General features: G+C 61.5%; 15 protein-coding genes and 2 pseudogenes. 11 read left to right on the top strand and 6 right to left on the bottom strand.

What is annotated here, in order from left to right; translation table 11 throughout:
- Positions 1–145: 145 nt before the first annotated feature.
- The 6 genes from recC (at position 146) to FS665_RS12985 (ending at position 11782) form a co-directional block, all read left to right on the top strand.
- On the top strand, positions 146–3610 hold the full coding sequence (gene recC, locus FS665_RS13010; RefSeq protein WP_145188703.1) for an exodeoxyribonuclease V subunit gamma: 3465 nt from the start codon (positions 146–148) through the stop codon (positions 3608–3610).
- Complete coding sequence (gene recB, locus FS665_RS13005) at positions 3607–7278, top strand: exodeoxyribonuclease V subunit beta (protein WP_145188700.1); 3672 nt, start codon at positions 3607–3609, stop codon at positions 7276–7278. Before recC ends, recB begins: the two co-directional genes overlap by 4 nt.
- The gene (gene recD, locus FS665_RS13000; protein ID WP_145188697.1) at positions 7275–9350 is read left to right on the top strand and encodes an exodeoxyribonuclease V subunit alpha; all 2076 of its coding nucleotides are present in this window, start codon (positions 7275–7277) and stop codon (positions 9348–9350) included. The genes recB and recD overlap by 4 nt, the downstream gene beginning before the upstream one ends.
- A gap of 99 nt (positions 9351–9449) precedes the next feature.
- Entirely contained in the window at positions 9450–10019 is a 570-nt protein-coding gene (locus tag FS665_RS12995; protein WP_145188694.1) for a YfiR family protein, read from the top strand.
- On the top strand, positions 10016–11287 hold the full coding sequence (locus FS665_RS12990; RefSeq protein ID WP_145188691.1) for a diguanylate cyclase domain-containing protein: 1272 nt from the start codon (positions 10016–10018) through the stop codon (positions 11285–11287). The genes FS665_RS12995 and FS665_RS12990 overlap by 4 nt, the downstream gene beginning before the upstream one ends.
- A 3-nt stretch (positions 11288–11290) precedes the next feature.
- Positions 11291–11782, top strand: coding sequence for an OmpA family protein (locus FS665_RS12985; protein WP_145188688.1), 492 nt, complete (start codon positions 11291–11293; stop codon positions 11780–11782).
- A 36-nt stretch (positions 11783–11818) separates the two neighbouring features.
- Here the strand turns inward: FS665_RS12985 and FS665_RS12980 are convergent.
- Positions 11819–11950, bottom strand: a pseudogene (locus tag FS665_RS12980) (LysR family transcriptional regulator); the annotation flags it as partial.
- A 723-nt stretch (positions 11951–12673) separates the two neighbouring features.
- Here FS665_RS12980 and FS665_RS12975 point away from each other — a divergent pair.
- Positions 12674–12912: pseudogene (locus FS665_RS12975) on the top strand (recombinase family protein); the annotation flags it as partial.
- Between the two features lie 356 nt (positions 12913–13268).
- Here the strand turns inward: FS665_RS12975 and FS665_RS12970 are convergent.
- The 3 genes from FS665_RS12970 to FS665_RS12960 all read right to left on the bottom strand — a co-directional run bounded on the left by FS665_RS12970 (position 13269) and on the right by FS665_RS12960 (position 16321).
- Entirely contained in the window at positions 13269–13487 is a 219-nt protein-coding gene (locus FS665_RS12970; RefSeq protein ID WP_178108337.1) for a retron Se72 family effector protein, read from the bottom strand.
- 3 nt (positions 13488–13490) lie between these two features.
- Complete coding sequence (locus tag FS665_RS12965; RefSeq protein WP_145188686.1) at positions 13491–14672, bottom strand: reverse transcriptase family protein; 1182 nt, start codon at positions 14670–14672, stop codon at positions 13491–13493.
- A 698-nt stretch (positions 14673–15370) separates the two neighbouring features.
- The gene (locus FS665_RS12960; protein WP_145188683.1) at positions 15371–16321 is read right to left on the bottom strand and encodes a LysR family transcriptional regulator; all 951 of its coding nucleotides are present in this window, start codon (positions 16319–16321) and stop codon (positions 15371–15373) included.
- 133 nt (positions 16322–16454) lie between these two features.
- Here FS665_RS12960 and FS665_RS12955 point away from each other — a divergent pair, with 133 nt between their 5' ends.
- Together FS665_RS12955 and mmsB are read left to right on the top strand one after the other, a co-directional pair.
- Positions 16455–17981 carry a CoA-acylating methylmalonate-semialdehyde dehydrogenase gene (locus FS665_RS12955; protein WP_145188680.1) on the top strand — a complete coding sequence of 509 codons (1527 nt, stop codon included), beginning with the start codon at positions 16455–16457 and terminating at the stop codon, positions 17979–17981.
- A gap of 10 nt (positions 17982–17991) precedes the next feature.
- Positions 17992–18882: a 3-hydroxyisobutyrate dehydrogenase gene (mmsB, locus tag FS665_RS12950; RefSeq protein ID WP_145188677.1), complete on the top strand. Its 891-nt coding sequence runs from the start codon at positions 17992–17994 to the stop codon at positions 18880–18882.
- A 54-nt stretch (positions 18883–18936) separates the two neighbouring features.
- On the opposite strand, the gene FS665_RS12945 is transcribed toward mmsB, so the two are convergent.
- Together FS665_RS12945 and FS665_RS12940 are read right to left on the bottom strand one after the other, a co-directional pair.
- Positions 18937–19281, bottom strand: a complete 345-nt coding sequence (locus tag FS665_RS12945) for a cupin domain-containing protein (protein ID WP_145188674.1) — start codon at positions 19279–19281, stop codon at positions 18937–18939.
- 214 nt (positions 19282–19495) lie between these two features.
- Positions 19496–19810, bottom strand: a complete 315-nt coding sequence (locus FS665_RS12940) for a putative quinol monooxygenase (protein ID WP_145188671.1) — start codon at positions 19808–19810, stop codon at positions 19496–19498.
- 165 nt (positions 19811–19975) lie between these two features.
- Between FS665_RS12940 and FS665_RS12935 the strand changes: the two genes are divergently transcribed.
- Together FS665_RS12935 and FS665_RS12930 are read left to right on the top strand one after the other, a co-directional pair.
- Positions 19976–20566 carry an NAD(P)H-dependent oxidoreductase gene (locus tag FS665_RS12935; protein ID WP_145188668.1) on the top strand — a complete coding sequence of 197 codons (591 nt, stop codon included), beginning with the start codon at positions 19976–19978 and terminating at the stop codon, positions 20564–20566.
- 78 nt (positions 20567–20644) lie between these two features.
- Positions 20645–21541 carry a LysR family transcriptional regulator gene (locus tag FS665_RS12930; RefSeq protein ID WP_145188665.1) on the top strand — a complete coding sequence of 299 codons (897 nt, stop codon included), beginning with the start codon at positions 20645–20647 and terminating at the stop codon, positions 21539–21541.
- Positions 21542–21656 lie beyond the last annotated feature (115 nt).

Raw genomic sequence — 21656 nt, 5'->3', positions numbered from 1 at the left:
ATGTGAGAGTAGGTCATCGTCAAGATTCATTTCGCAAAACCCCTATCTGCGCAAGCAGGTAGGGGTTTTGTCTTTTCTGGTTCTGCGAACCTGTCTTGGCGATCAGCCGTGATATGGTTCCCCATCATCCTCCAGGAAATTCTCCATGCCTGCCGCCTCCTCACTGCAACCTGGTTTCATGATCGTCCACGGCAATCGCCTGGACGACCTGCGCAGCCTGGTCGTGAGTTGGATGCGACGCTATCCGCTGGCACCGTTGGAAAACGAAATCGCCCTGGTACAGAGCAACGGTATCGCCCAGTGGCTGAAACTGGCGCTCGCCGAGGATCCGCAAGATGACGACTCAGGTGGGTGCGGGATCGCCGCCGCCATCGAAGTGCAACTCCCCGGTAGTTTCATGTGGCAGCTGTACCGAAAAGTACTCGGACGCGATGAAATCCCGGAGGTGTCGCTGCTCGACAAGGCGCCCTTGACCTGGCGTCTGATGCGCCTGTTGCCGGCCCTGGTCGAGCGCCCGCATTTCGAGCCCCTGCGCCGTTTTCTGCTGGATGACGGTGACCTGCGCAAGCGCTACCAACTGGCCGAGCGCCTGGCTGATCTGTTCGACCAGTATCAGGTCTATCGCGCTGACTGGCTCAAGGACTGGGCTACCGGTGCCCATTTCATCAATAGCGCACGCGGTGAGCGCAAGCCTTTGGCGCCCGGCAATCGCTGGCAGGCCGAGTTGTGGCAGGCTTTGCTCGAGGACGTTGGCGCGCAGGGAATGGCGCAGAGCCGGGCCGGGGTGCACCAGCGCTTCATGGAGCGCATTCACAGCCTGGATGCCGCTCCTCGCGGGCTGCCCTCGCGCGTCATCGTCTTCGGCATCTCCTCGCTGCCGGCCCAGGCCCTGGAAGCGCTGGCCGGCCTGGCCCGATTCAGCCAGGTGCTGCTGTGCGTGCACAACCCCTGTCGCCACCACTGGGCAGACATCGTCGCCGACAAGGACCTGCTCCGCCACCAATACAAGCGCCAGCAGCGCAAGCAAGGCATGCCGCTGCAGTTGGACGACGAGTCGCTGCACCAGCACGCTCATCCGCTGCTGGCTGCCTGGGGCAAGCAGGGCCGCGACTACATCAACTTGCTCGATAGCTACGACGACCCCGGCAGCTACCAGGGCGTATTCAGCGACGGGCGCATCGACCTGTTCAGCGACAGCGAGCCCACCACGCTGCTCAATCAGCTGCAGGACGATATTCTCGAACTGCGCCCGCTTGCCGAAACCCGCGAGCGCTGGCCAGCGGTCGATTTCGGCAAAGACCGCTCCGTGCGTTTTCACGTAGCCCACAGCCCGCAGCGTGAAGTCGAGATCCTGCATGACCAGCTTCTGGCCCGCTTCAGCGCCGACCCAACCCTGCGCCCGCGCGATGTCATCGTCATGCTGCCCGCCATCGATACCTACGCCCCACACATTCGCGCCGTGTTCGGGCAGCTAGGGCGCAACGATCCGCGCTACATCCCCTTTACCCTGACTGACCAGGGGCAGCGCGGGCGCGACCCGCTGCTGATTGCGCTCGAGCACCTGCTGAAACTGCCGGAGAGTCGCTTCGCCGTCAGCGAAGTGCTCGACCTGCTCGATGTCCCCGCGCTACGTGCACGCTTCGCCATTCGCGAAAGCGACCTGCCCACGCTGCACCGTTGGATCGAGGGCGCCGGAATCCGCTGGGGCCTGAATGCCGACCAGCGTGCCAGCCTCGGGCTACCGGAGGGCCTGGAGCAGAACAGTTGGCGTTTCGGCCTGCGACGCATGCTGCTCGGGTATGCGGTGGGCATGGGTGAAGGCTGCGATGGCATCGAGCCTTACGACGAGATTGGCGGACTGGACGCGGCATTGATCGGCCCGTTGGTAGCATTGCTCGACGCCCTGGAGGTCGCTAACCAGACGTTGTCGGAGCCGGCCACGGCCAACGAGTGGGGCGAGCGCCTGAATGCCTTGCTGCAGGTGTTCTTCCTGGCTGAGGAGGAACACGACGAGTTCCTGCTGCTGCAACTGCAAGAGCTGCGTGACCGCTGGCTGGAGGTATGCGAAACCGTCGGCCTGCAAGACCAGCTGCCGCTGACGGTGATCCGCGAGGCCTGGCTGTCGGGGCTGGACGAGGGCAAGCTGTCCCAGCGTTTTCTCGCTGGATCGGTAAACTTCTGCACCCTGATGCCAATGCGCGCGATCCCGTTTCGGGTCGTCTGTCTGCTTGGCATGAACGATGGTGACTATCCACGTGCGCAACCACCGCTGGATTTCGACTTGATGGCCAGCGACTACCGCCCTGGCGACCGCTCGCGGCGCGAAGATGACCGCTACCTGCTGCTCGAGGCGCTGTTGTCTGCCCGCGACCAACTCTATATCAGCTGGGTCGGCCGCAGCATCCGCGACAACAGCGAACGCCCCGCATCGGTATTGATCGGCCAGCTGCGTGACCACCTGGCAGCAGGTTGGCGACTCAAAGGCGATGCCGATGGCCAGCGCCTGTTGCACGCATTGACCCAGGAGCATCCCCTGCAACCGTTCAGTGCCCGTTATTTCGAGAAAGGCAGCCCGCTGTTCAGTTATGCCCACGAATGGCACCTGTTGCATCAGCCCCACACCGAGATGCCCCGGCAGCCGCTCAGCCTGCCGCCTTATGAAAGCCAGGAAGCGCTGACGCTGATCCTGTTGCAAGACTTCTTGCGCCACCCGGTCAAGCACTTCTTCAGCCAACGACTGAAAGTCTTCTTCGAGGCCCTGTCTGCGCCAACACCCGACGAAGAGCCCTTTGTGCTCGATGCCCTGCAGCGCTACGGCGCCAGTGAACTGCTGCTGAGCGCTGCATTGAGCGACCCGGATAACGCCGAACAGGCGTTGCAGGCGCAGGCCCGTCGGCTACAGGCTTGCGGCGTATTGCCCCTGGCAGGTTTCGGCGAGCGGCTGCAAGCCGAACTGATCCAGCCGCTGCCTGATCTGCTGCAGCGCCACACCCAGTTGCTGCAGCGCTGGCCAACGGTGGTCGATGGCGCCCTGCCGATTCACTTCGAGCACGCTGACCATCGGCTCGAGGGCTGGCTCGGCCGCGTGCATCAGGCCGCCGATCAGAGCCTGTTGAGCATCACCACCATCCCCAACACCATCAGCGCCGGACGCAACGGCCTCAAGTGGCACCGACTCATTCCCAGCTGGGTGATGCACCTGGCAGCCTGCGCGGCAGGTTACCCGCTGCACACGGCGTTGCTGGCAAGCGACCTGACCTTGCTGCTCGACCCTTTGCCTCAAGCCGAGGCCAGCGAACAGCTTGGGCAACTGCTGGTCGCGCGTCAGGCGGCAATGAACGCACCGCTGCCGGTCGCAGCCAAGACCGCTTTCGCCTGGCTCGCCCAGCCAGACCCGGACAAAGCGCTGGCCGCCGCTGCACGGGCTTACGAGGGCGATGGGCGCCACAGTTTCGGCGAGCGCAGCGAAAGCCTTGCGCTGGCCCGACAGTTCCGCGACTTTACCGCCCTGACGGCCGACGAAACCTTCGAAGGCTGGTGTGAAACCCTGTACCGCCCCCTGTTCAGCGCCGCGTGGCAGGCCCTGGGCAATCCGGAGAGTCGAGCATGACCCAGGCCCGCCCCCTGGCTTTGAATTTTCCCCTGCACGGCAGCCAGCTGATCGAAGCGAGCGCCGGCACGGGCAAGACCTTTACCATCTCCGCGCTGTACCTGCGCCTGATTCTCGGTCACGGCGCTGCACAGGGCTTCGGGCGCGAATTGCTGCCGCCGCAGATCCTGGTGGTGACCTTCACCGATGCCGCCACCAAAGAGCTGCGTGAGCGCATCCGTACGCGGCTGGCCGAGGCCGCGCGCTTCTTCCGCGGTGAGCTGGAGGCTGCCGACCCGTTGCTGCAGCAACTGCGTGACGACTATGCCCAAGAGCACTGGCCACGCTGTGCCAACCGCCTGGAAGTGGCCGTGCAATGGATGGACGAAGCGGCGGTGTCGACCATCCACGGCTGGTGCCAGCGCATGCTGCGCGAACACGCATTCGACACCGGCAGCCTGTTCACCCAAAGCCTGGAAACCGACCACAGCGATTTGCTCGGCCAGGTCATGCGCGATTACTGGCGCCGCTTCTGCTATGGCATGCACGGCCAGGCACTGGACTGGGTGCGTAGTCATTGGGTCAGCCCCGACGCCTTGCTGGCGCAGATCCGCCCGCTGTTCGGCCGGGTGCGCGCGCAGCTCGACGAAACCCCGCTGCAAGCGCTGATCGACGCGGCGCTGCAACAACGCCTCGAGCAGTTGAGCACGCTCAAGGCGCCCTGGGCGCAGTGGGCCGATGAACTGCAGCAGATCTGCCGTGACGCGGTGGCGGCCAAGCAAGCCGACGGGCGCAAGTTGCAGGCGCGCTTCTTCGACCCCTGGTTCGACAAGCTGCGCCACTGGGCGCTGGACGAGCAGGCCACCGAACTTGACCTCGGTACAGGTTTCATCCGCCTCACCCGCGCCGGCATGACTGAGGCCTGGAAGGTCGGCGATCCACCCGAGCACCCGGCCCTGCATGCCATGGCCGACCTGCAAGGCCAGTTGCAGGGCTTGGCGAGCCCGCATGCGCCGGTGCTCGAGCATGCAGCCGCCTGGGTGGCAGCGCGCTTCGAGGTAGAGAAGCGCCGTCGCGCGGAAATGGGTTTCGACGACATGCTGGTGCGCCTGCAACAGGCGTTGAGTTCGGACGCCGGTGAGCGCCTGGCGGCGTTGATCCGCGAACAGTTTCCAGTGGCCCTGATCGATGAATTCCAGGACACCGACCCGGTGCAATACGGCATCTTCGAACGCATCTACCACATCGACGCAAACCGCGCCGAAACCGGCCTGTTCATGATCGGCGACCCCAAACAGGCGATCTATGCCTTTCGCGGCGCCGATATTCACACCTACCTGGCTGCCCGACGCGCGACCACCGGCCGCTTGCACAGCCTCGACACCAACTACCGCTCGAGCCAAGCCATGGTCGCGGCGGTCAACCGCGTGTTCCTGCAAGCGGAAACCCGCGCGCAAGGCAGGGGCGCTTTCCTGTTTCGGGAAGCCGACGACAACCCGCTGCCGTTCGTCGAAGTGCACGCCAAAGGCCGTGACGCTCAGCTGCTGATCGACAATGAACCCTGTGCGGCGCTGCAATGCTGGCAATTGCCCAGTGACGAGCCGGTCTCCAGCGGCCTGTACCGCCAGCAGCTGGCCGCCAGTTGCGCGAGCCATATCGTGCAGATGCTCAGCGGCGGTCAGCGCGGAGTTACCGGTTTCAAGGGCGGCGAGGGCGAGCTGTGCCCGTGCCTGCCGTCGGACATCGCCATCCTGGTGCGCGATGGCCATGAAGCGCAGCTGGTGCGCAGCGAGCTGGCGGCGCGCGATGTGCGCAGCGTGTACCTTTCCGACAAAGACTCCGTGTTCGCCGCCCAGGAAGCCTATGACTTGCTGGCCTGGCTCAAGGCCTGCGCCGAGCCCGATTCCGAACGCCTGCTCAAAGCTGCGCTGGCCAGCCTTACCCTGGCGCTGTCGCTGACCGAACTCGACCAGCTCAACCAGGACGAGCGGGTCTGGGAAGGCTGGGTCATGCGCTTTCGCCGCTACCGCGACATCTGGCAGCGTCAGGGCGTGCTGCCGATGCTGCGGCACCTGCTGCACGACTTCCAGCTGCCGCGCACGCTCATCGGCCGCAGCGACGGCGAACGGGTGTTGACCAACCTGCTGCACCTGGCCGAACTGTTGCAACAAGCGGCGGGTGAGCTGGACGGCGAACAGGCCTTGATCCGTCACCTGGCCGAGCAGCTGTCCAGTTCCGGGCAAGCGGGTGAGGAGCAGATCCTGCGCCTGGAAAGCGATGAGCAGCTGGTCAAAGTGGTCACGATCCACAAATCCAAGGGCCTGGAATACCCGCTGGTCTACCTGCCCTTCATCTGCACCAGCAAGCCGGTGGACGGCAGCCGCCTGCCGCTGGCCTGGCACGACAACCAGGGCCATGCGCAACTGACCCTCACCCCCACTGCCGAGCAGATCGCCCTGGCCGACGACGAGCGCCTGGCCGAAGACCTGCGCCTGTTGTACGTCGCCCTGACGCGCGCGCAGTACGCCTGCTGGCTTGGCCTGGCCGATCTCAAGCGGGGCAGCCAGAAGCAGTCTCAGCTACACCGCTCGGCGATCGGTTATCTGCTGGGCGGCGGCGCAGCGCTGACGGACTCACCCGCCCTGCAAGGTTGGCTGGACGACTTGCGCGCCGGCTGCGAAGACATCGCCTGCCTGCCATTGCCGCCGGCGAGCGACGAGCGCTACCGCGCCGCCCAGACCGAGCGTGAGCTGTTGCCGGCACGCAAGCCACGGCGTGCCGCCGCCGAGCATTGGTGGATCGCCTCCTACAGCGCCCTGCGCGTCGGCGAGCAAACCTTGGGCGCCGACAGTTCACAAGCCCAGCAGCTGTTCGACGATGAACGGGTCGATACGCAACTGCTGCGCGAGGTGCCGGCAGAGGGGGGTGATATCCATCGCTTCCCGCGCGGCCCGAACCCCGGCACGTTTCTGCATGGCTTGCTGGAATGGGCAGGGCGCGAGGGGTTCGGCGAGGTTGCAGGCAATCCCGCGCTGATCGAGCGCACCGTCGGCCAGCGCTGCAATCGTCGCGACTGGACCGGCTGGATCCCGGCGCTCAGCCAATGGCTCGAGCACCTGCTCAACCAAGCCCTGCCAGTTGGCGACAGCACTCTGACCTTGGCCAAGCTTGAGCACTATCAGATCGAGATGGAGTTCTGGTTCGCCAGCCACAACGTCGATGCTGCGCAACTCGATTACCTGGTCGCCCGCCATACCCATGGCGGCGCGGCGCGCCCGGTAGCCCAGCCGACCTTGCTCAATGGCATGTTCAAGGGTTTCATCGACCTCGCCTATGAGCTGGACGGGCGCTACTACGTGGTGGATTACAAGTCCAACTGGCTTGGCCCGGACCTCATGGCGTACGACGCCTTGGCCATGCAGGGGGCGATCCTCGAGCACCGCTACGATTTGCAGTACGTCCTCTACCTGCTGGCCTTGCACCGCCAGCTGCGGGCGCGGCTCGCCGACTATGACTACGACCGCGATGTCGGCGGCGCGCTGTTCATCTTCCTGCGCGGTGCCAGCAGCAGTGGCCACGGCCTATATTTCGCCAAGCCGCCGCGCGAGCTGATCGAAAGCCTCGATGCACTGTTTCGCGGGCTGCATCAGCCTGAACAGCAGGACCTGTTTGCCGGAGTCGCGCCATGAGCCGCCGCCTTGACGATCTTTTGCCCAGCCCATTGCACGCCGAGCATCTGCTCGCCCTGGCACCTCAGCGCAACAGCGCCGACCTGCTGCAGTTGCTCGATCGTTGGGTCGAACGGGGCTGGCTGCGCGCGCTGGACCGCGCCTTCGTGACTTTTCTGGAGGAGCGCGCCCCCGGCAGTGATCCGTTGCTGTTGCTGGCCGCGGCGCTGGCCAGCCATCAACTGGGCCACGGCCATGTCTGCCTCGATCTGGGCCAGACCCTGGCGGAGCCGGATTTCGCCCTGTCGCTGCCGCCCGAAGGCGATGCCCTGGGCGGTCCATTGCTGTTGCCGTCACAACTGCTGGCCGAGCTCGAGTTGCCCACCTGGTTGCAGCGCATCGCCGCCAGCCCGCTGGTGGCGCAGGGCGACCAGCTGGCTGAACAAGCGCGCCCGCTGGTGCTGAGCGGTCAGCGCTTGTACCTGCGGCGCTACTGGCGCTACGAGCGACAGGTCGACCACAACCTGCGCCAACGCCTGAGCCACAGCGATGCAGCGCCGACGGACCTTGCCCAGCGTCTGGCTCAATTGTTCGACCAAGGTGCCCTTGCCGGCCAGGTGGATTGGCAGAAACTGGCCTGTGCCTTGGCCACGCGTGCAGGTTTCAGCATCATCACCGGCGGCCCCGGCACCGGCAAGACCACCACCGTGGTGCGCTTGCTGGCCCTGCTGCAGGCGCCTGCGGTCGAGGAGGGCAGGCCACTGCGCATTCGCCTGGCAGCCCCCACCGGCAAGGCGGCTGCGCGCCTGACCGAGTCGATTGGGCAGCAAGTCGAACGCTTGCAAGTCAGCGCCACGGTGCGCGAGCAGATCCCGACCGATGTCAGCACGGTGCACCGGTTGCTCGGCAGCCGCCCGGGCTCGCGGCATTTTCGTCATCACGCCGGCAACCCATTGCCACTGGACGTGCTGGTGGTCGACGAAGCGTCGATGATCGATCTGGAGATGATGGCCAATCTGCTTGCGGCGCTGCCAGCCATGGCCCGTCTGGTGCTGCTGGGGGATAAAGACCAATTGGCCTCGGTCGAGGCCGGCGCGGTACTCGGTGATCTGTGCCGCGATGCCGAGGAGGGCTGCTATTCACCGGCGACCCAGGCCTGGCTGGAGCAGATCGGTGGGCAGTCACTGGCTGATAGCGGGCTCACGCCCGGCGATGAGCAACACAACCCGCTGTCGCAGCAGGTCGTGATGCTGCGCTTTTCAAGGCGCTTCGGCGAGGGCAGTGGCATCGGCCAACTGGCCCGCCTGGTCAACCGCCAGCAACACCAGGCGGCTCGCGATCTGCTCAGCATGCCGCCGCCTGACGTCTTCGCCCTGGCCCTGCGTGGCGAGCAGGATCGTGCATTCGACCGCTTGATCCTCGACGGTCTGAATCGCGGCGATGACGGGCCGCAAGGCTATCGCAGTTACCTGCGCGCCATTGGCCGTCACCGGCCGCCGCCTGGGACGGCGTTCGACGACCTGCGCTGGGAGCAGTGGGCCGCCAAGGTGCTGCTCAGCTTCGAAGATTTCCAGCTGTTGTGCGCAGTGCGCCGTGGCCCCTGGGGTGTTGAAGGGCTGAACGAGCGGGTTGCGAGGGTGTTGCACAGTGCCGGGCTGATCGATAATCAGCAGCCCTGGTACGAGGGCCGGCCCGTGTTGGTCACGCGCAACGACTACGGCCTGGGCTTGATGAACGGCGACATCGGCATTGCCCTGCGCCTGCCCGACGAGCATGGCGAGGCATTGTTGCGGGTGGCCTTCCCGCGCAACGATGGCAACGGTGGCGTGCGTTTCATCCTGCCCAGCCGCCTCAACGAGGTCGAGACCGTCTTCGCCATGACCGTGCACAAGTCCCAAGGCTCGGAATTCAGCCACACGGCGCTGGTGCTGCCCGATGCGCTGAACCCGGTGCTGACCAAGGAGCTGGTCTATACCGGGATCACCCGCGCCAAGCACTGTTTCAGCCTGATCGAGCCACGTCAGGGGGTCTTCGAAGAGGCAGTGCGGCGGAAGGTGCGGCGCATTTCCGGACTCATGCTCGAACAGCTGTGACCCTGATGCGCAGCGTGTGCGACAGGGCGCGCTCCTCCAGCTAGCCAGCGTTGTGCTATCTTTGCGCCGAATTCAGACAGGATTTGAGAGAATTCTCACATGACAGTGGCCAAGGAGCGGTTGACAGGCGGTGCGTTCTTGCTGCTGTTGCTGGCTATCTTGTCGTTATCCGCCACCCTGGCGCAGGCCCAGACGGCGGCCAGCGCGGCCCAGGTGCAGCAGCGCGCCAAGGCGGTGACCCAGGTGGTGCTGGGTATTCTCAGCTATGCCCGTTGGCCCAGCGAACCGGTGCCTTTGCGCCTGTGCCTGGTCGGGCCGACCGAATATGCCGATGACCTGATCAAAGGCAATGTGCAGAATTCCGGTCAGCCCCTGCAGGTGCGCCGCTTGCTCGCCGACGACGCCCAGGTCGCTCAGGCCTGCGATGCCCTGTACATCGGCAAGCTCGACGGCGCCCAGCGCCAGCGCCTGTTCCAGTCCATCAGCGGGCGACCAGTGCTGAGCATCAGCGAAGCAGACGATCCGTGCACGGTCGGTAGTCTGTTCTGCCTGCGCATCGGTGACGAACAGGTCGCCTTCGAGGTCAACCTCGATTCGGTGGCGCGCTCGGGGGTGCGTATCCACCCCAGCGTGCTGCAGCTTTCGCGCCGGCGCGGGAGCCAGCCATGAAGCCTGCGAAGAAGCCCGGCGTGCGCCCGACCCTGCGCTCGGTGCTTGGCCGTGGGCACCTGAGCGTGGCCCTGTTGGCCGTGGGCCTGGCAGGTATTTCGTTGACCTTGCTCGGCGTGCTGGTGCTGCGCGTCTACGCCAATCACAACCTGCATCTGATCGCCCGCTCGATCAATTACACCGTCGAGGCCGCGGTGGTGTTCGACGACAGCGCCGCCGCCAACGAGGCGCTGGCGTTGATTGCACGCAGCGAAGAGGTCGCCGAAGCCAAGGTCTTCAACAACGACGGCGAACAGCTGGCGCATTGGCAACGCAGCGATGAGGGCGTGCTCGGCCACCTCGAAACGCAGGTGGCCAGCACCTTGCTCGATGAGCCGATCCATTTGCCGATCCTGCACCAGCAACAGAAGGTCGGGCACATCGAGCTGGTCGGCCAGGGGCGCAGCTTGCTGCTGTTCCTGCTTAGCGGCTTGGGCGGGATCTTGCTGTGCACGGCGCTTAGCGCCTTCGTCGCCTTGTACCTGTCGCGGCGCCTGCTGGGCGATATCGTGCGGCCGCTGCGCAGCCTGGCCAGCGTCGCCCATGCCGCGCGCCGCGAGCGCAGCTTCGACCGGCGCGTGCCGGAAGCGCCGATTGCCGAGCTCAACGAACTGGGCAATGACTTCAATGCGCTGCTCGACGAACTCGAGGTCTGGCACAGCCACCTGCAAAGCGAAAACGCCACGCTTGCCCATCAGGCCAGTCACGACAGCCTCACCGGCCTGCCCAACCGCGCGTTCTTCGAAGGCCGCCTCAGCCGCAGCTTGCGCAATGCCGCGCGCCAGCAAGACCACCTGGCAGTGCTGTTCCTCGACAGTGATCACTTCAAGCAGATCAATGACAGCCTCGGCCACGCCGTGGGCGATCAGGTGCTCGTCAACGTTGCTGACCGGGTGCGTGCGCAACTGCGCGAGCACGACCTGGTGGCGCGCCTGGGTGGCGACGAGTTCGCCGTGCTGCTGACCCCACTGCATGCGCGCCAGGACGCCGAACGCATCGCCGACAAGATCATTGCCAGCATGCAGTTGCCGATGCTGCTCGACAACGGCCAGAGCCTGAGCACCTCGCTGAGTGTCGGTATCGCTTATTACCCGGACGATGGCGCTGACCCCGCCAGTCTTCTCAATGCCGCCGATGCGGCGATGTACCAGGCCAAGCGCGAACGGCGCGGCCAATGGCAGGCGGCGCAGACGGAACGCTGCGCCGCTGATTTCACCGACAGGAGCTGAACCGTGATCCAGCGTTTGCGTTTTTCTTTGCTATTGATGTGCATGGCGGTAGTGGCCCTGGCAGGTTGCCAGAGCACGCCTCCCAAGGGCTTGACCGCCGAGCAGATCGCCGTGCTCAAGCGTGAGGGCTTCGCCCCGACCGAAGAGGGCTGGGCATTCGACCTGTCCGGCAAGGTGCTGTTCGGCAGTGACCTGGACAGCCTCAACAGCGCCAGCCGGGCCATCGTCGAGCGTATCGGCCGGGCGCTGCTGGAGGTTGGCATCGCCGGCGTGCGCGTCGATGGCCATGCCGATGCCTCGGGCAAGGCCTCGTACAACCAATTGCTGTCCGAACGCCGTGCCCAGAGCGTGGCCAATGCGCTGATCGCCGTCGGCATGCCAGCGCAGAACATCCGCACGCGCGGCCTGGGCAGCACGCAGCCGGTGGCGGATAACCGTACCAGCGCCGGCCGCACTGAGAATCGCCGGGTGTCGATCGTGGTGGCCTCCTACTAAAGGGGCATCACGTCTGCGCCGTTGCGCCGCCTGCGCTCAAGCAAAACGCAGCTCACCCGCATCGCCCATCAACAGCGGTGTATTGGCCTCGGTGACCTGGCGGATGTAATCCCACAATAGGGTGATGCGCTTGAGCTTGCGCAAGTCTTCGCGGCAGTACATCCAGAACGACAAAGAGGGAAAGGGTTAACCCAGTGATTACAAGGGCTTAACCACCATGAACACCGTCCAAGAGGAGCACCCTGTCACAAGTGCTATCACAAACCGCACGCTTGTCTTGAGGCCAATGTGCCGGTTGGCGAGTCCATAACACTACCGACGACACGGAATCTACTAACTACGCCTTCGCGTAACCGGCAGCGTAAACAGGTCGGTGTCTGTCTCTCTGAAGACAACCGATCGTAGATGGGCAATGCAAGCATCTGGAAGTCTCACGCTATCGCTTCGGTCGTTCCACTTGGATCGTCCTGACGCTTCATGTAACGAGTTGCGGGAGCATCTGTGCAATTGGTGAGCAGTACACTGGTGTCTGCTGACGACGGTCATCCACTCCGTCACTGGGAGACTTGTACCGGAACGTGGCTATTGACTCGATGCCGGTATTCGCACCGCATGGTGAGGTGATGAGTACGGCAACAGAGCGAGCGGCAACCGCTATGCCCTTCGATGTGCTCTCCAAGCTTTACAGGGCTGATCGGGCTGGGGACCAGAAACCGACGACCTTGAAGGAGACGACTCTTTGTCACAAGGTCATTTCTGAGCATTTGAACGGGCTCGTTCTCCGACACCAGACGGAATAGCCGTATATTGGTGTCATAAAATGTGCTTTCAGATTTGTAATACCACTTATGAGATGACGCCATAATTTATGAGTACAGCAGGGAGTCAACAATGTCACGCATCTTCGTTACGCCCGTGTCTCCACCACTGATCAAGCCACTGACAACCAAGTGTTTGAGGTGAAAGGTGCCGGCTTCTAAGTGGAGCAACACCGCGTGATAGCTGAGACAATCAGCGGGTCCACTCAAGCAACCGAACGCCTTGGCTTCCAAATGCTTCTGGCGCGTATGGAAAAAGGTGATATGTTGATCGTCACCAAGCTTGACCGTCTTGGTCGTGATGCAATGGATGGAAAAAGACTGCATAAAAGCTAGCCTTATTCAGAGTATTACATGCTCACTCTGTAGGGTAGGGTGGACACGCACTCAATTGCCTTGCTATGAGCTTCTTGTGAGCTTGTAGCAAGGCTTTTTTGTTTATGTCTATGGGGATTTTGAAATCATAAAGCTTATCGATCCGTTCTATGATCTGGCCGTACTGAGCATGTTTGCTGTCTCTATGGACTTCCCCTAAGAAATCTGGCGGATACGAAGCGAAACCCCACTACTGATTTGTTGGGGAAAGTGGGTTCGCGGTAGATGAGTAGAGCAGCGGGTAAAATCCTCCTGCTCTCTCTAAGCGCGTCTTGCTGATTGATAGCAGAGCATTAATCTTCGGTTAGCTTGGAAACTTTGTAAGCTCTAGGTCCTTTTGGAACGCTTTTCACTTCAAAGCGAACTGCATCACCGATTATTAATCCCTCGGGTTCTGCCACGTCGTCATAAAAGAAAAAGACATCTCGCCCCTTATCTCTTCTTATAAAGCCGAAGCCTTTAAATGTGTCGTAGCTACTAACTGTACCTTGCTCAATTACAGCGTCACTCATGTCTTACTCCCACATCAAAGTTTTGGAAGGTACCCCGGAAAACCTGGATTGCAACTGCCGGCGTAAAGTTCTGGATAGAACTTTATCGGTTCTTGCCAAAATCCCAAGCTGGTAAATCAAGCGGCGATAAGCATTAATTACACCGATCTTTGCATGAGATTTCTTCGGTCTTTTAAGCATTTTATCGGTTTCTCGCCAAATGCTTGAAGTTGCCTTGCTATCATACAGGGGTAGAATATTTCGCATCCTATGTCGTAGCTTTGGGGCTTGAGCATGATTTAGCCGAGTAAGTTTTGCAACCTGCCCGGACACCTTATTCCATAGGGCGTGATAGTCATCTGAAAAACAATTCTTAGCATACTCTCGTTCACATATGTAAACCGAGTGCCTGATCATGTCTCGCTCAGCGCGACGAATTTTCGGTAGGCCGTGTCCGACCCAAACGCCAGTCACGTTGTAAGCTGACTTCAAGTCATCTGCACGCTCTACCTTGGTCTTGCTTTGACGAAGGCGAAGCCCATGCTCGCTGAATAGTCCGGCGACATATTTTATGGTTTTGGTAACTTCTTCTTGTGGTATCAAGCGATCAGCAGAGATGGTTACATCATCTAGCAGGCGAGAATACTGAAGCCCGTTGTCTCTTAATTTCTTTACATAGCTATATTCAGAATTATGAAATATCAGATTGGCTATGTAGCTAGAGGTGCAAGCACCCTGAGGAACTCGGCCTTCACGGGTAACTAGGTTGGTAAGGAGTGTGCTAACATCTTCTGGGAATTTTAAAAGATGTTTAAATATGGAATGTACGCTGTCTATATGAATGTTGTCGTAAAAATTCCGAATGTCCAGGCTTATAAGGAATTTCGAGCCTGCATGTATTTTGCTGTTTTCTATATAGTCTCGCGGCTGGATTTCATCTTTTATCCCGCCGTGCAAATAGTTAGGGTATTCGATTTTTTCGAACAGTCTTGAGTTTATTCTTTTCTGAAGGCGTTTGAGTTCATACTTGGGCTCGTAAACGTCTCGCTGTTTACCGCCTTTTGTTTCGATTACGAACGGCGTGTATGAGCTAGAAGCTTTCTTTGCTAGATCAGAAAGTAATTTTGGTGGCACGCCTAAAGTCTTGGCGAGGATAGCCAAGGAGCCAATGGGGCCGTGAGGGTAATAGGGCTTGTCCTTTGCCACGTCGCAAACCTAATCAAGCGGTGGTAGAAAAGCAAAAATTAAGAGTCAGTTAGAACAAATCGAGCTCCATCAGATAGGAGAACAACTCGTGCCTAACCCAGAACCAGAAAGCCTTAACGGTCATTCTGAAAGCTGCACTTGAGCCAACTCTTTTCCACAAAGGACTATCTCTAGGCACTTCGGGAACGCTCTCTTTTGTAACAGTCACAGGTACATCAGGTTTCATATAAAACATGGCTTTTTCCTCTCAGCATGCAGAAGCGAGAAATTCGCATCTGTGGCCAGACCAAGCGGAGTAAGCAGTCAAGGAATATTACTATTGGCTCAAGTGGACTCTTAACATTTACGCCAGACAACGGTCGCAGCCCGCCATTTAGATAGCGAACCACGCGCTCCCCTGCGAGCAGAGGGTACCGCCGCGCCGGTCATGACCCTTGTGAGGGTCGCCAGTTAAGGCATCGATTTCCTTGAAAATGTGACTTTAAAGAGCAGAACAGGTGGATACACCTGCGGGTCGAAGCATATTCATTAAGAAAGTATGCTGTCAATACGACATTACTAAAAAATGACCCTATGTAGGATCACTAGTAAGCGTGCCGGTGCTGTCGTTATATGCTCAGTCACAACCTCTGTCACAAGTCGTTGCCATCGCACCCATGCGGTAGGTAGGTTGAGGTACCCTCACTCCTTGCCGATAGTCATTCCTGAACAAACCGCATCTCCCGCGTCTCACCCATCAACAGCGGCGCATTCGCTTCCGTCACCCCGCGGATGTAATCCCACAATAGGGTGATGCGCTTGAGCTTGCGCAAGTCTTCGCGGCAGTACATCCAGAATTGCCGGGTCACGTCGATCTGCTCGGGCAGCACGGTCACCAGGCGCGCATCCTGCGCCGCCAGGAAACACGGCAATATCGCCAGGCCGCGGCCCTGCAGCGCTGCCGTGTACTGGGCGATGACGCTGGTGCTGCGCAGGCGGGCATTGGCATTGGGCATCAGGTTGGCCAGGTACAGCAGCTCGGAACTGAAGGCCAGGTCGTCGACGTAGCTGATGAACGGATGCCCGTTCAGGTCGCTGACCTGCTCGATCGGCGCGTGGCGGTCGAGGTAATCCTGCGTCGCATACAGCCGCAGGCGGTAGTCGCACAGCTTGCAGCACACATACGGCCCATGCTCGGGTCGCTCCAGGGCGATGACGATGTCCGCTTCGCGCTTGGACAGGCTGATGAAGTGCGGCAACGGCAGGATGTCGACCGAGATCGCCGGGTAGGTTTCAACGAAATGACTCAGTTGCGGGGTAACGAAGAAACTGCCGAAGCCCTCGGTGCAGCCCATCCGCACGTGCCCCGACAACGCCACGCCCGAGCCTGAAACCTGCTCGCAGGCCATGTGCAGGGTGCTTTCGATGGACTCGGCATAGCCCAGCAAGCGCTGCCCTTCGGCCGTCAGGACGAAGCCGCTGGTGCGCGATTTCTCGAACAGCAAGGTGCCCAGCGCGCTTTCCAGCGAAGTGATGCGGCGCGACACCGTGGTGTAGTCCACCGCCAGGCGCTTGGCCGCGCTGCTGGCCTTGCGCGTGCGTGCCACTTCAAGAAAGAACTTCAGGTCGTCCCAGTTCAAGGCACTGAGGGAAGTCAGGTCTTTTTGCATGTTGATCCGGTTTTTTTGTGCGTTCTTGTAGGATGTTTGCACATCTATACTCGATAAAAGCCCCCCGGCGCCACTGTGCAAAGGGCTCGGCGCTGACGCTCTCGCCCTGACAATAATTCCAAGGAGCACGCAGATGAACGCACCCCAGTCCCCGGACCAGACCAAGGTCGAGCAGGCCAAGCTGCTGATCGACGGTCAGTGGGTCGAGTCGCAGACCACCGAATGGCGCGACATCGTCAACCCTGCAACCCAGGCGGTGCTGGCGCGGGTACCGTTTGCCACTGCCGAAGAAGTGGACGCTGCCGTGGCTGCCGCCCAGCGCGCCTTCAAGACCTGGCGCGACACCCCGATCGGCGCGCGCATGCGCATCATGCTCAAGCTGCAGGCGTTGATTCGCGAGCACAGCAAGCGCATCGCCCAAGTCCTCAGCGCCGAGCAGGGCAAGACCATCGCCGACGCCGAGGGCGATATTTTCCGAGGCCTGGAAGTGGTGGAGCACGCCGCTTCCATCGGCACCTTGCAGATGGGTGAGTTCGCCGAGAACGTGGCCTCCGGCGTGGACACCTACACCCTGCGGCAGCCGATCGGCGTATGCGCCGGCATCACGCCGTTCAACTTCCCGGCGATGATCCCGCTGTGGATGTTCCCGATGGCCATCGGCTGTGGCAACACCTTTGTCCTGAAACCCTCCGAGCAGGATCCGCTGTCGACCCTGCTATTGGTAGAGCTGGCGCTGGAAGCCGGGGTGCCGGCCGGTGTGCTCAACGTGGTGCACGGCGGCAAGCAGGTGGTCGATGCCTTGTGTACCCACAGCGATATCAAGGCGATTTCCTTCGTCGGTTCGACCGAGGTCGGCACCCACGTCTATAACCTGGCCAGTCAGCACGGCAAGCGTGTGCAATCGATGATGGGCGCCAAGAACCACGCCGTGGTGCTGCCCGACGCCAATCGCACGCAAACCATCAATGCGCTGGTCGGTGCCGCGTTCGGCGCAGCCGGCCAACGCTGCATGGCGACCTCGGTGGCAGTACTGGTGGGCAAGGCCCGGGAGTGGCTGCCGGATATCAAGGCCGCCGCCAGCAAGCTCAAGGTCAATGCCGGTTGCGAGCCGGGCACGGATGTCGGGCCGGTCGTTTCCAAGCGCGCCAAGGAGCGCGTGTTGAGCTTGATCGAAAGCGGCGTCGCGCAAGGCGCCACTCTCGAACTCGATGGCCGTGATGTGCAGGTCCCAGGCTACGAGCAGGGTAATTTCATCGGCCCAACCCTGTTCTCTGGGGTCAAGACCGACATGCAGGTGTACACCCAGGAAATTTTCGGCCCGGTGCTGGTCACCGTTGAGGTCGACACCCTTGATGAAGCCATCGCCCTGGTCAACGCCAACCCGTTCGGCAACGGCACCGGGCTGTTTACCCAGAGCGGGGCGGCGGCGCGCAAGTTCCAGAGCGAAATCGACATCGGCCAGGTGGGCATCAACATCCCGATTCCAGTGCCGGTGCCGTTCTTCAGCTTCACCGGTTCGCGCGGCTCCAAGCTGGGCGACCTCGGCCCTTACGGCAAACAGGTGGTGCAGTTCTACACCCAGACCAAGACCGTCACCGCCCGCTGGTTCGATGACGACAGCGTCAACGACGGGGTCAACACCACCATCAGCCTGCGCTAAGGAGCACGCCATGCGAATTGCATTCATCGGCTTGGGCAACATGGGCGCGCCCATGGCCCGTAATTTGCTCAAGGCTGGGCACCAGTTGCATCTGTTCGACCTCAACCAGAGCGTGTTGGCGGAGCTTGCCGAGCTCGGTGGGCAGGTCAGCGCTTCGCCCAAGGACGCTGCAGCGAACAGCGAACTGGTCATCACCATGCTGCCGGCAGCGGCGCATGTGCGCGCGGTCTACCTCAATGAAGAAGACGGCGTGCTGGCCGGTATTCGCCCCGGTACGCCGACGGTGGACTGCAGCACCATTGACCCGCAAACCGCCCGCGAGGTGTTCAAGGCCGCCGCTGCCAAGGGTGTGGACTTGGGCGATGCGCCGGTGTCTGGCGGCACTGGCGGGGCTGCGGCAGGTACGTTGACGTTCATGGTCGGCGCCAGCGCCGAGCTGTTCGCCACCCTTGAACCGGTGCTCAAGCAGATGGGCCGTAACATCGTGCATTGCGGCGACGTAGGCACTGGGCAGATCGCCAAGATCTGCAACAACCTGCTGCTCGGCATCTCGATGATCGGGGTATCGGAAGCCATGGCCCTGGGCAACGCCCTGGGCATCGATACCCAGGTGCTGGCCGGCATCATCAACAGTTCCACCGGGCGTTGCTGGAGCTCCGATACCTACAATCCCTGGCCGGGCATCATCGAGACCGCCCCGGCCTCACGCGGCTATACCGGTGGATTCGGCGCTGAACTGATGCTCAAGGATCTGGGGCTGGCCACCGAAGCCGCACGACAGGCGCACCAGCCGGTGATCCTCGGCGCGGTGGCCCAGCAGCTGTACCAGGCCATGAGCCTGCGCGGCGAGGGCGGCAAGGACTTCTCGGCGATCATCGAAGGCTATCGCAAGAAAGATTGAGGCAAGGCCCCTGGCACGCTCGCTCCAGCGATAGGGAGCGAGCGGCCCACAGCGTCAGGCGAAGACGAAATACTTGCGCACGGTTTCGACCACTTCCCAGGTACCCTTCATCCCAGGTTCGATCACGAACACATCGCCGGCCTTCAAGTGCTTGGGTTCTTCACCTTCCGGCGTCACGATGCAGTACCCGTCGAGGAAGTGGCAGAACTCCCACTTGTCATAGTTGACCTCGAATTTGCCAGGCGTGCAGATCCACGTGCCCATGATCTTGCTGCCATCGGCCGACAGATAAGCATTGAGGTTGACGGTGTGCGGATCGCCGCCGATGCGCTTCCACTTGGTGGCGTTCACGACCGGCGTCGGGCAGGTTTCGCGCAGGACGGTGATGAAATCGGACATGGCACAACTCCTGGTGACTGGCTGAATGACTCGCCACCTTATGACCATCCCCGCCGCTGCAGTTGCCTGGGCTCGACACTTAAGTGTCTGTAAGCGCTAAGCGATGTTTCCTACCGTGCGCTGAGCAGCCTCCCACATCGCGCGGTGAACTCGCTAGGTTCAGGTTTTTGGGCCTCTGCTGCCTTGCGAGCGTTATCGCTTGGCCATTGTGCCGTCACCGATTGGCAGACGAGGCACTGAGCATCACGATGGGCTGGATGTCGAAGTCGCGCTCCAGGTATTCCATGCGCTTGGCAAAGAATTCCGCCATGTGCGGCAGGGCCGAATGTTCGTCCAGTGCCGCTTTGCTGGCCCAGACTTCGAAGAACACGAACAGCGTCGGGTCCTGCTGGTCGCGCAGCATGTGGTATTCGATGCAGCCGGGTTCTTGTCGGCTCGGTTCGACATAGGCGCGGAACAGGGTCTCGAAGGCGTCAGCCATGTCCGGACGGGTCTTGGCTTTAAGGATGAAGGCGTGTTGCTCGCTCATGCTGGATCTCCACGGTGAACAGAAGGTGAGCCAATTCTAAGGCAACAATGGGTGAATTATTCTTGATCTGCAGGCAAATGTCATTTGCCCTGCCTGCGCTGTTTCCGCGTGCCCGGAAACACTAACCTGCCGACCTCGATGATTGACCAGGCCGGGGAGGCCAGCATGAAAAAGATCCTTCTGCTCAACGGTGGCAAGCAATTCGCCCATTCCGATGGCCGACTCAACCAGACCCTGCACGATGCCGCACTGGCCTATCTGGACCATGCAGGCTTTGATGTACAACAGACCTTCATTGACGGCGGCTACGACATCAAGGCCGAGGTGGAGAAATTCCTCTGGGCCGATGTGATCATCTATCAGATGCCCGGCTGGTGGATGGGTGCCCCGTGGACGGTGAAGAAGTACCTCGACGAAGTGTTCACCGAAGGTCACGGCAGCCTGTACGCCAGCGATGGGCGCACCCGTTCGGACCATACCCAGAAATACGGCAGCGGCGGCCTGATCCAGGGCAAGCAGTACATGCTCTCGCTGACCTGGAACGCGCCGCAGCAGGCTTTCGATGACCCCGCGGATTTCTTCGAGGGCAAGGGCGTGGATGCCGTGTATTTCCCATTCCACAAGGCCAACCAATTCCTTGGCATGACCGGCCTGCCGACCTTCCTGGCCGTGGATGTGATGAAGCGCCCGGATGTGCCGGCAGCTTTGGCGGCCTATCGAGCGCATCTGCACCAGGTGTTTGGCAAGGTCCAGTAACCTATCGCCGCGGGCGGGCTGGACTTGCTGCCGCCAAGCGGCTATCTAATCCAGCATCAATTCGCCCCAGGACCTGCTGTGAAAATCCGCTCAGAAGAACTTCAGGTGTTCGTCGCCGTCATCGACAGCGGCTCGATCTCCGCCGCCGCCGAGCAGCTTGGCCAGACCCCGTCTGCCGTCAGTCGCACGCTGTCACGCCTGGAGGCCAAGCTGGGCACCACGCTGGTCAATCGCACCACGCGGCGCATGGACCTGACCGAAGAGGGGCGGGTGTTTCTCGACAGCGCGCGCAAGGTGCTGGAGCAGATGGACGAGATGGAGGAGCGTCTATCGATGAGCCGCCAGAGCCCATCCGGGCGCCTGCGCATCAATGCCGCCGCGCCATTCATGCTGCATGCCATCGTGCCGTGGATCGGCGACTTTCGCCGGCAGTACCCAGGCATCGAGCTGGAGCTCAACACCGACGACCTGATCATCGACCTGCTCGAACAGAGCACCGACGTGGCCATTCGCATCGGTGAGCTGGCCGACTCCAGCCTGCATGCCCGTTCGCTGGGTTGCAGCCCGGTCCAGGTCTTGGCCAGTCCCGCATACCTGCAACGCCACGGCACGCCGCGAAGGGTCGAGGATCTGCATGGGCACACCTTGCTCGGCTTCAGTCAGCCCGAATCGCTCAACCGCTGGCCGCTGCGCCACGCCGAGGGCGATCATTGGCGCATCCGCCCGGCACTGGTCGCCTCCAGCGGCGAAACGCTGCGTCAGTTGGCGCTGGCCGGGGAGGGCATCGTCAGCCTGTCGCACTTCATGACCCACGAAGACATCCGCCAAGGCCGCCTTAAGGTCTTGCTCAGCGAGGCCAACAACGGCTATCGACAGCCGATCCATGCGGTGTACTACCGCAACACCCAGCTGGCCCTGCGCATTCAATGCTTTCTCGATTTCATCCAGCGCAAGCTGGCCATGTACGCCTGCTGAGTTGCCTGAACGCGACAGTTTGTGTCTACAGGCGGCGAAAGTCCCTTGGGTCGATTGCGCAGTGCCGTGGCTTCGGCCTTACTGACTGCTCAACAAAAACAACACCAAGGACGTG

It is taken from the genome of Pseudomonas sp. URMO17WK12:I11, assembly GCF_007677725.1.
GTDB lineage: Bacteria > Pseudomonadota > Gammaproteobacteria > Pseudomonadales > Pseudomonadaceae > Aquipseudomonas.
This window is presented reverse-complemented; position numbering and strand designations above follow the sequence as displayed.

What these genes read in the sequence shown, in the direction of transcription:
- FS665_RS12945 (WP_145188674.1), bottom strand. Translation starts at nt 19,281, where the DNA reads ATGTCCGATTTCATCACCGTCCTGCGCGAAACCTGCCCGACGCCGGTC.
- FS665_RS12995 (WP_145188694.1), top strand. Translation starts at nt 9,450, where the DNA reads ATGACAGTGGCCAAGGAGCGGTTGACAGGCGGTGCGTTCTTGCTGCTG.
- mmsB (WP_145188677.1), top strand. Translation starts at nt 17,992, where the DNA reads ATGCGAATTGCATTCATCGGCTTGGGCAACATGGGCGCGCCCATGGCC.
- recB (WP_145188700.1), top strand. Translation starts at nt 3,607, where the DNA reads ATGACCCAGGCCCGCCCCCTGGCTTTGAATTTTCCCCTGCACGGCAGC.
- FS665_RS12990 (WP_145188691.1), top strand. Translation starts at nt 10,016, where the DNA reads ATGAAGCCTGCGAAGAAGCCCGGCGTGCGCCCGACCCTGCGCTCGGTG.
- FS665_RS12970 (WP_178108337.1), bottom strand. Translation starts at nt 13,487, where the DNA reads ATGAGTGACGCTGTAATTGAGCAAGGTACAGTTAGTAGCTACGACACA.
- FS665_RS12955 (WP_145188680.1), top strand. Translation starts at nt 16,455, where the DNA reads ATGAACGCACCCCAGTCCCCGGACCAGACCAAGGTCGAGCAGGCCAAG.
- recC (WP_145188703.1), top strand. Translation starts at nt 146, where the DNA reads ATGCCTGCCGCCTCCTCACTGCAACCTGGTTTCATGATCGTCCACGGC.
- FS665_RS12935 (WP_145188668.1), top strand. Translation starts at nt 19,976, where the DNA reads ATGAAAAAGATCCTTCTGCTCAACGGTGGCAAGCAATTCGCCCATTCC.
- recD (WP_145188697.1), top strand. Translation starts at nt 7,275, where the DNA reads ATGAGCCGCCGCCTTGACGATCTTTTGCCCAGCCCATTGCACGCCGAG.
- FS665_RS12940 (WP_145188671.1), bottom strand. Translation starts at nt 19,810, where the DNA reads ATGAGCGAGCAACACGCCTTCATCCTTAAAGCCAAGACCCGTCCGGAC.
- FS665_RS12960 (WP_145188683.1), bottom strand. Translation starts at nt 16,321, where the DNA reads ATGCAAAAAGACCTGACTTCCCTCAGTGCCTTGAACTGGGACGACCTG.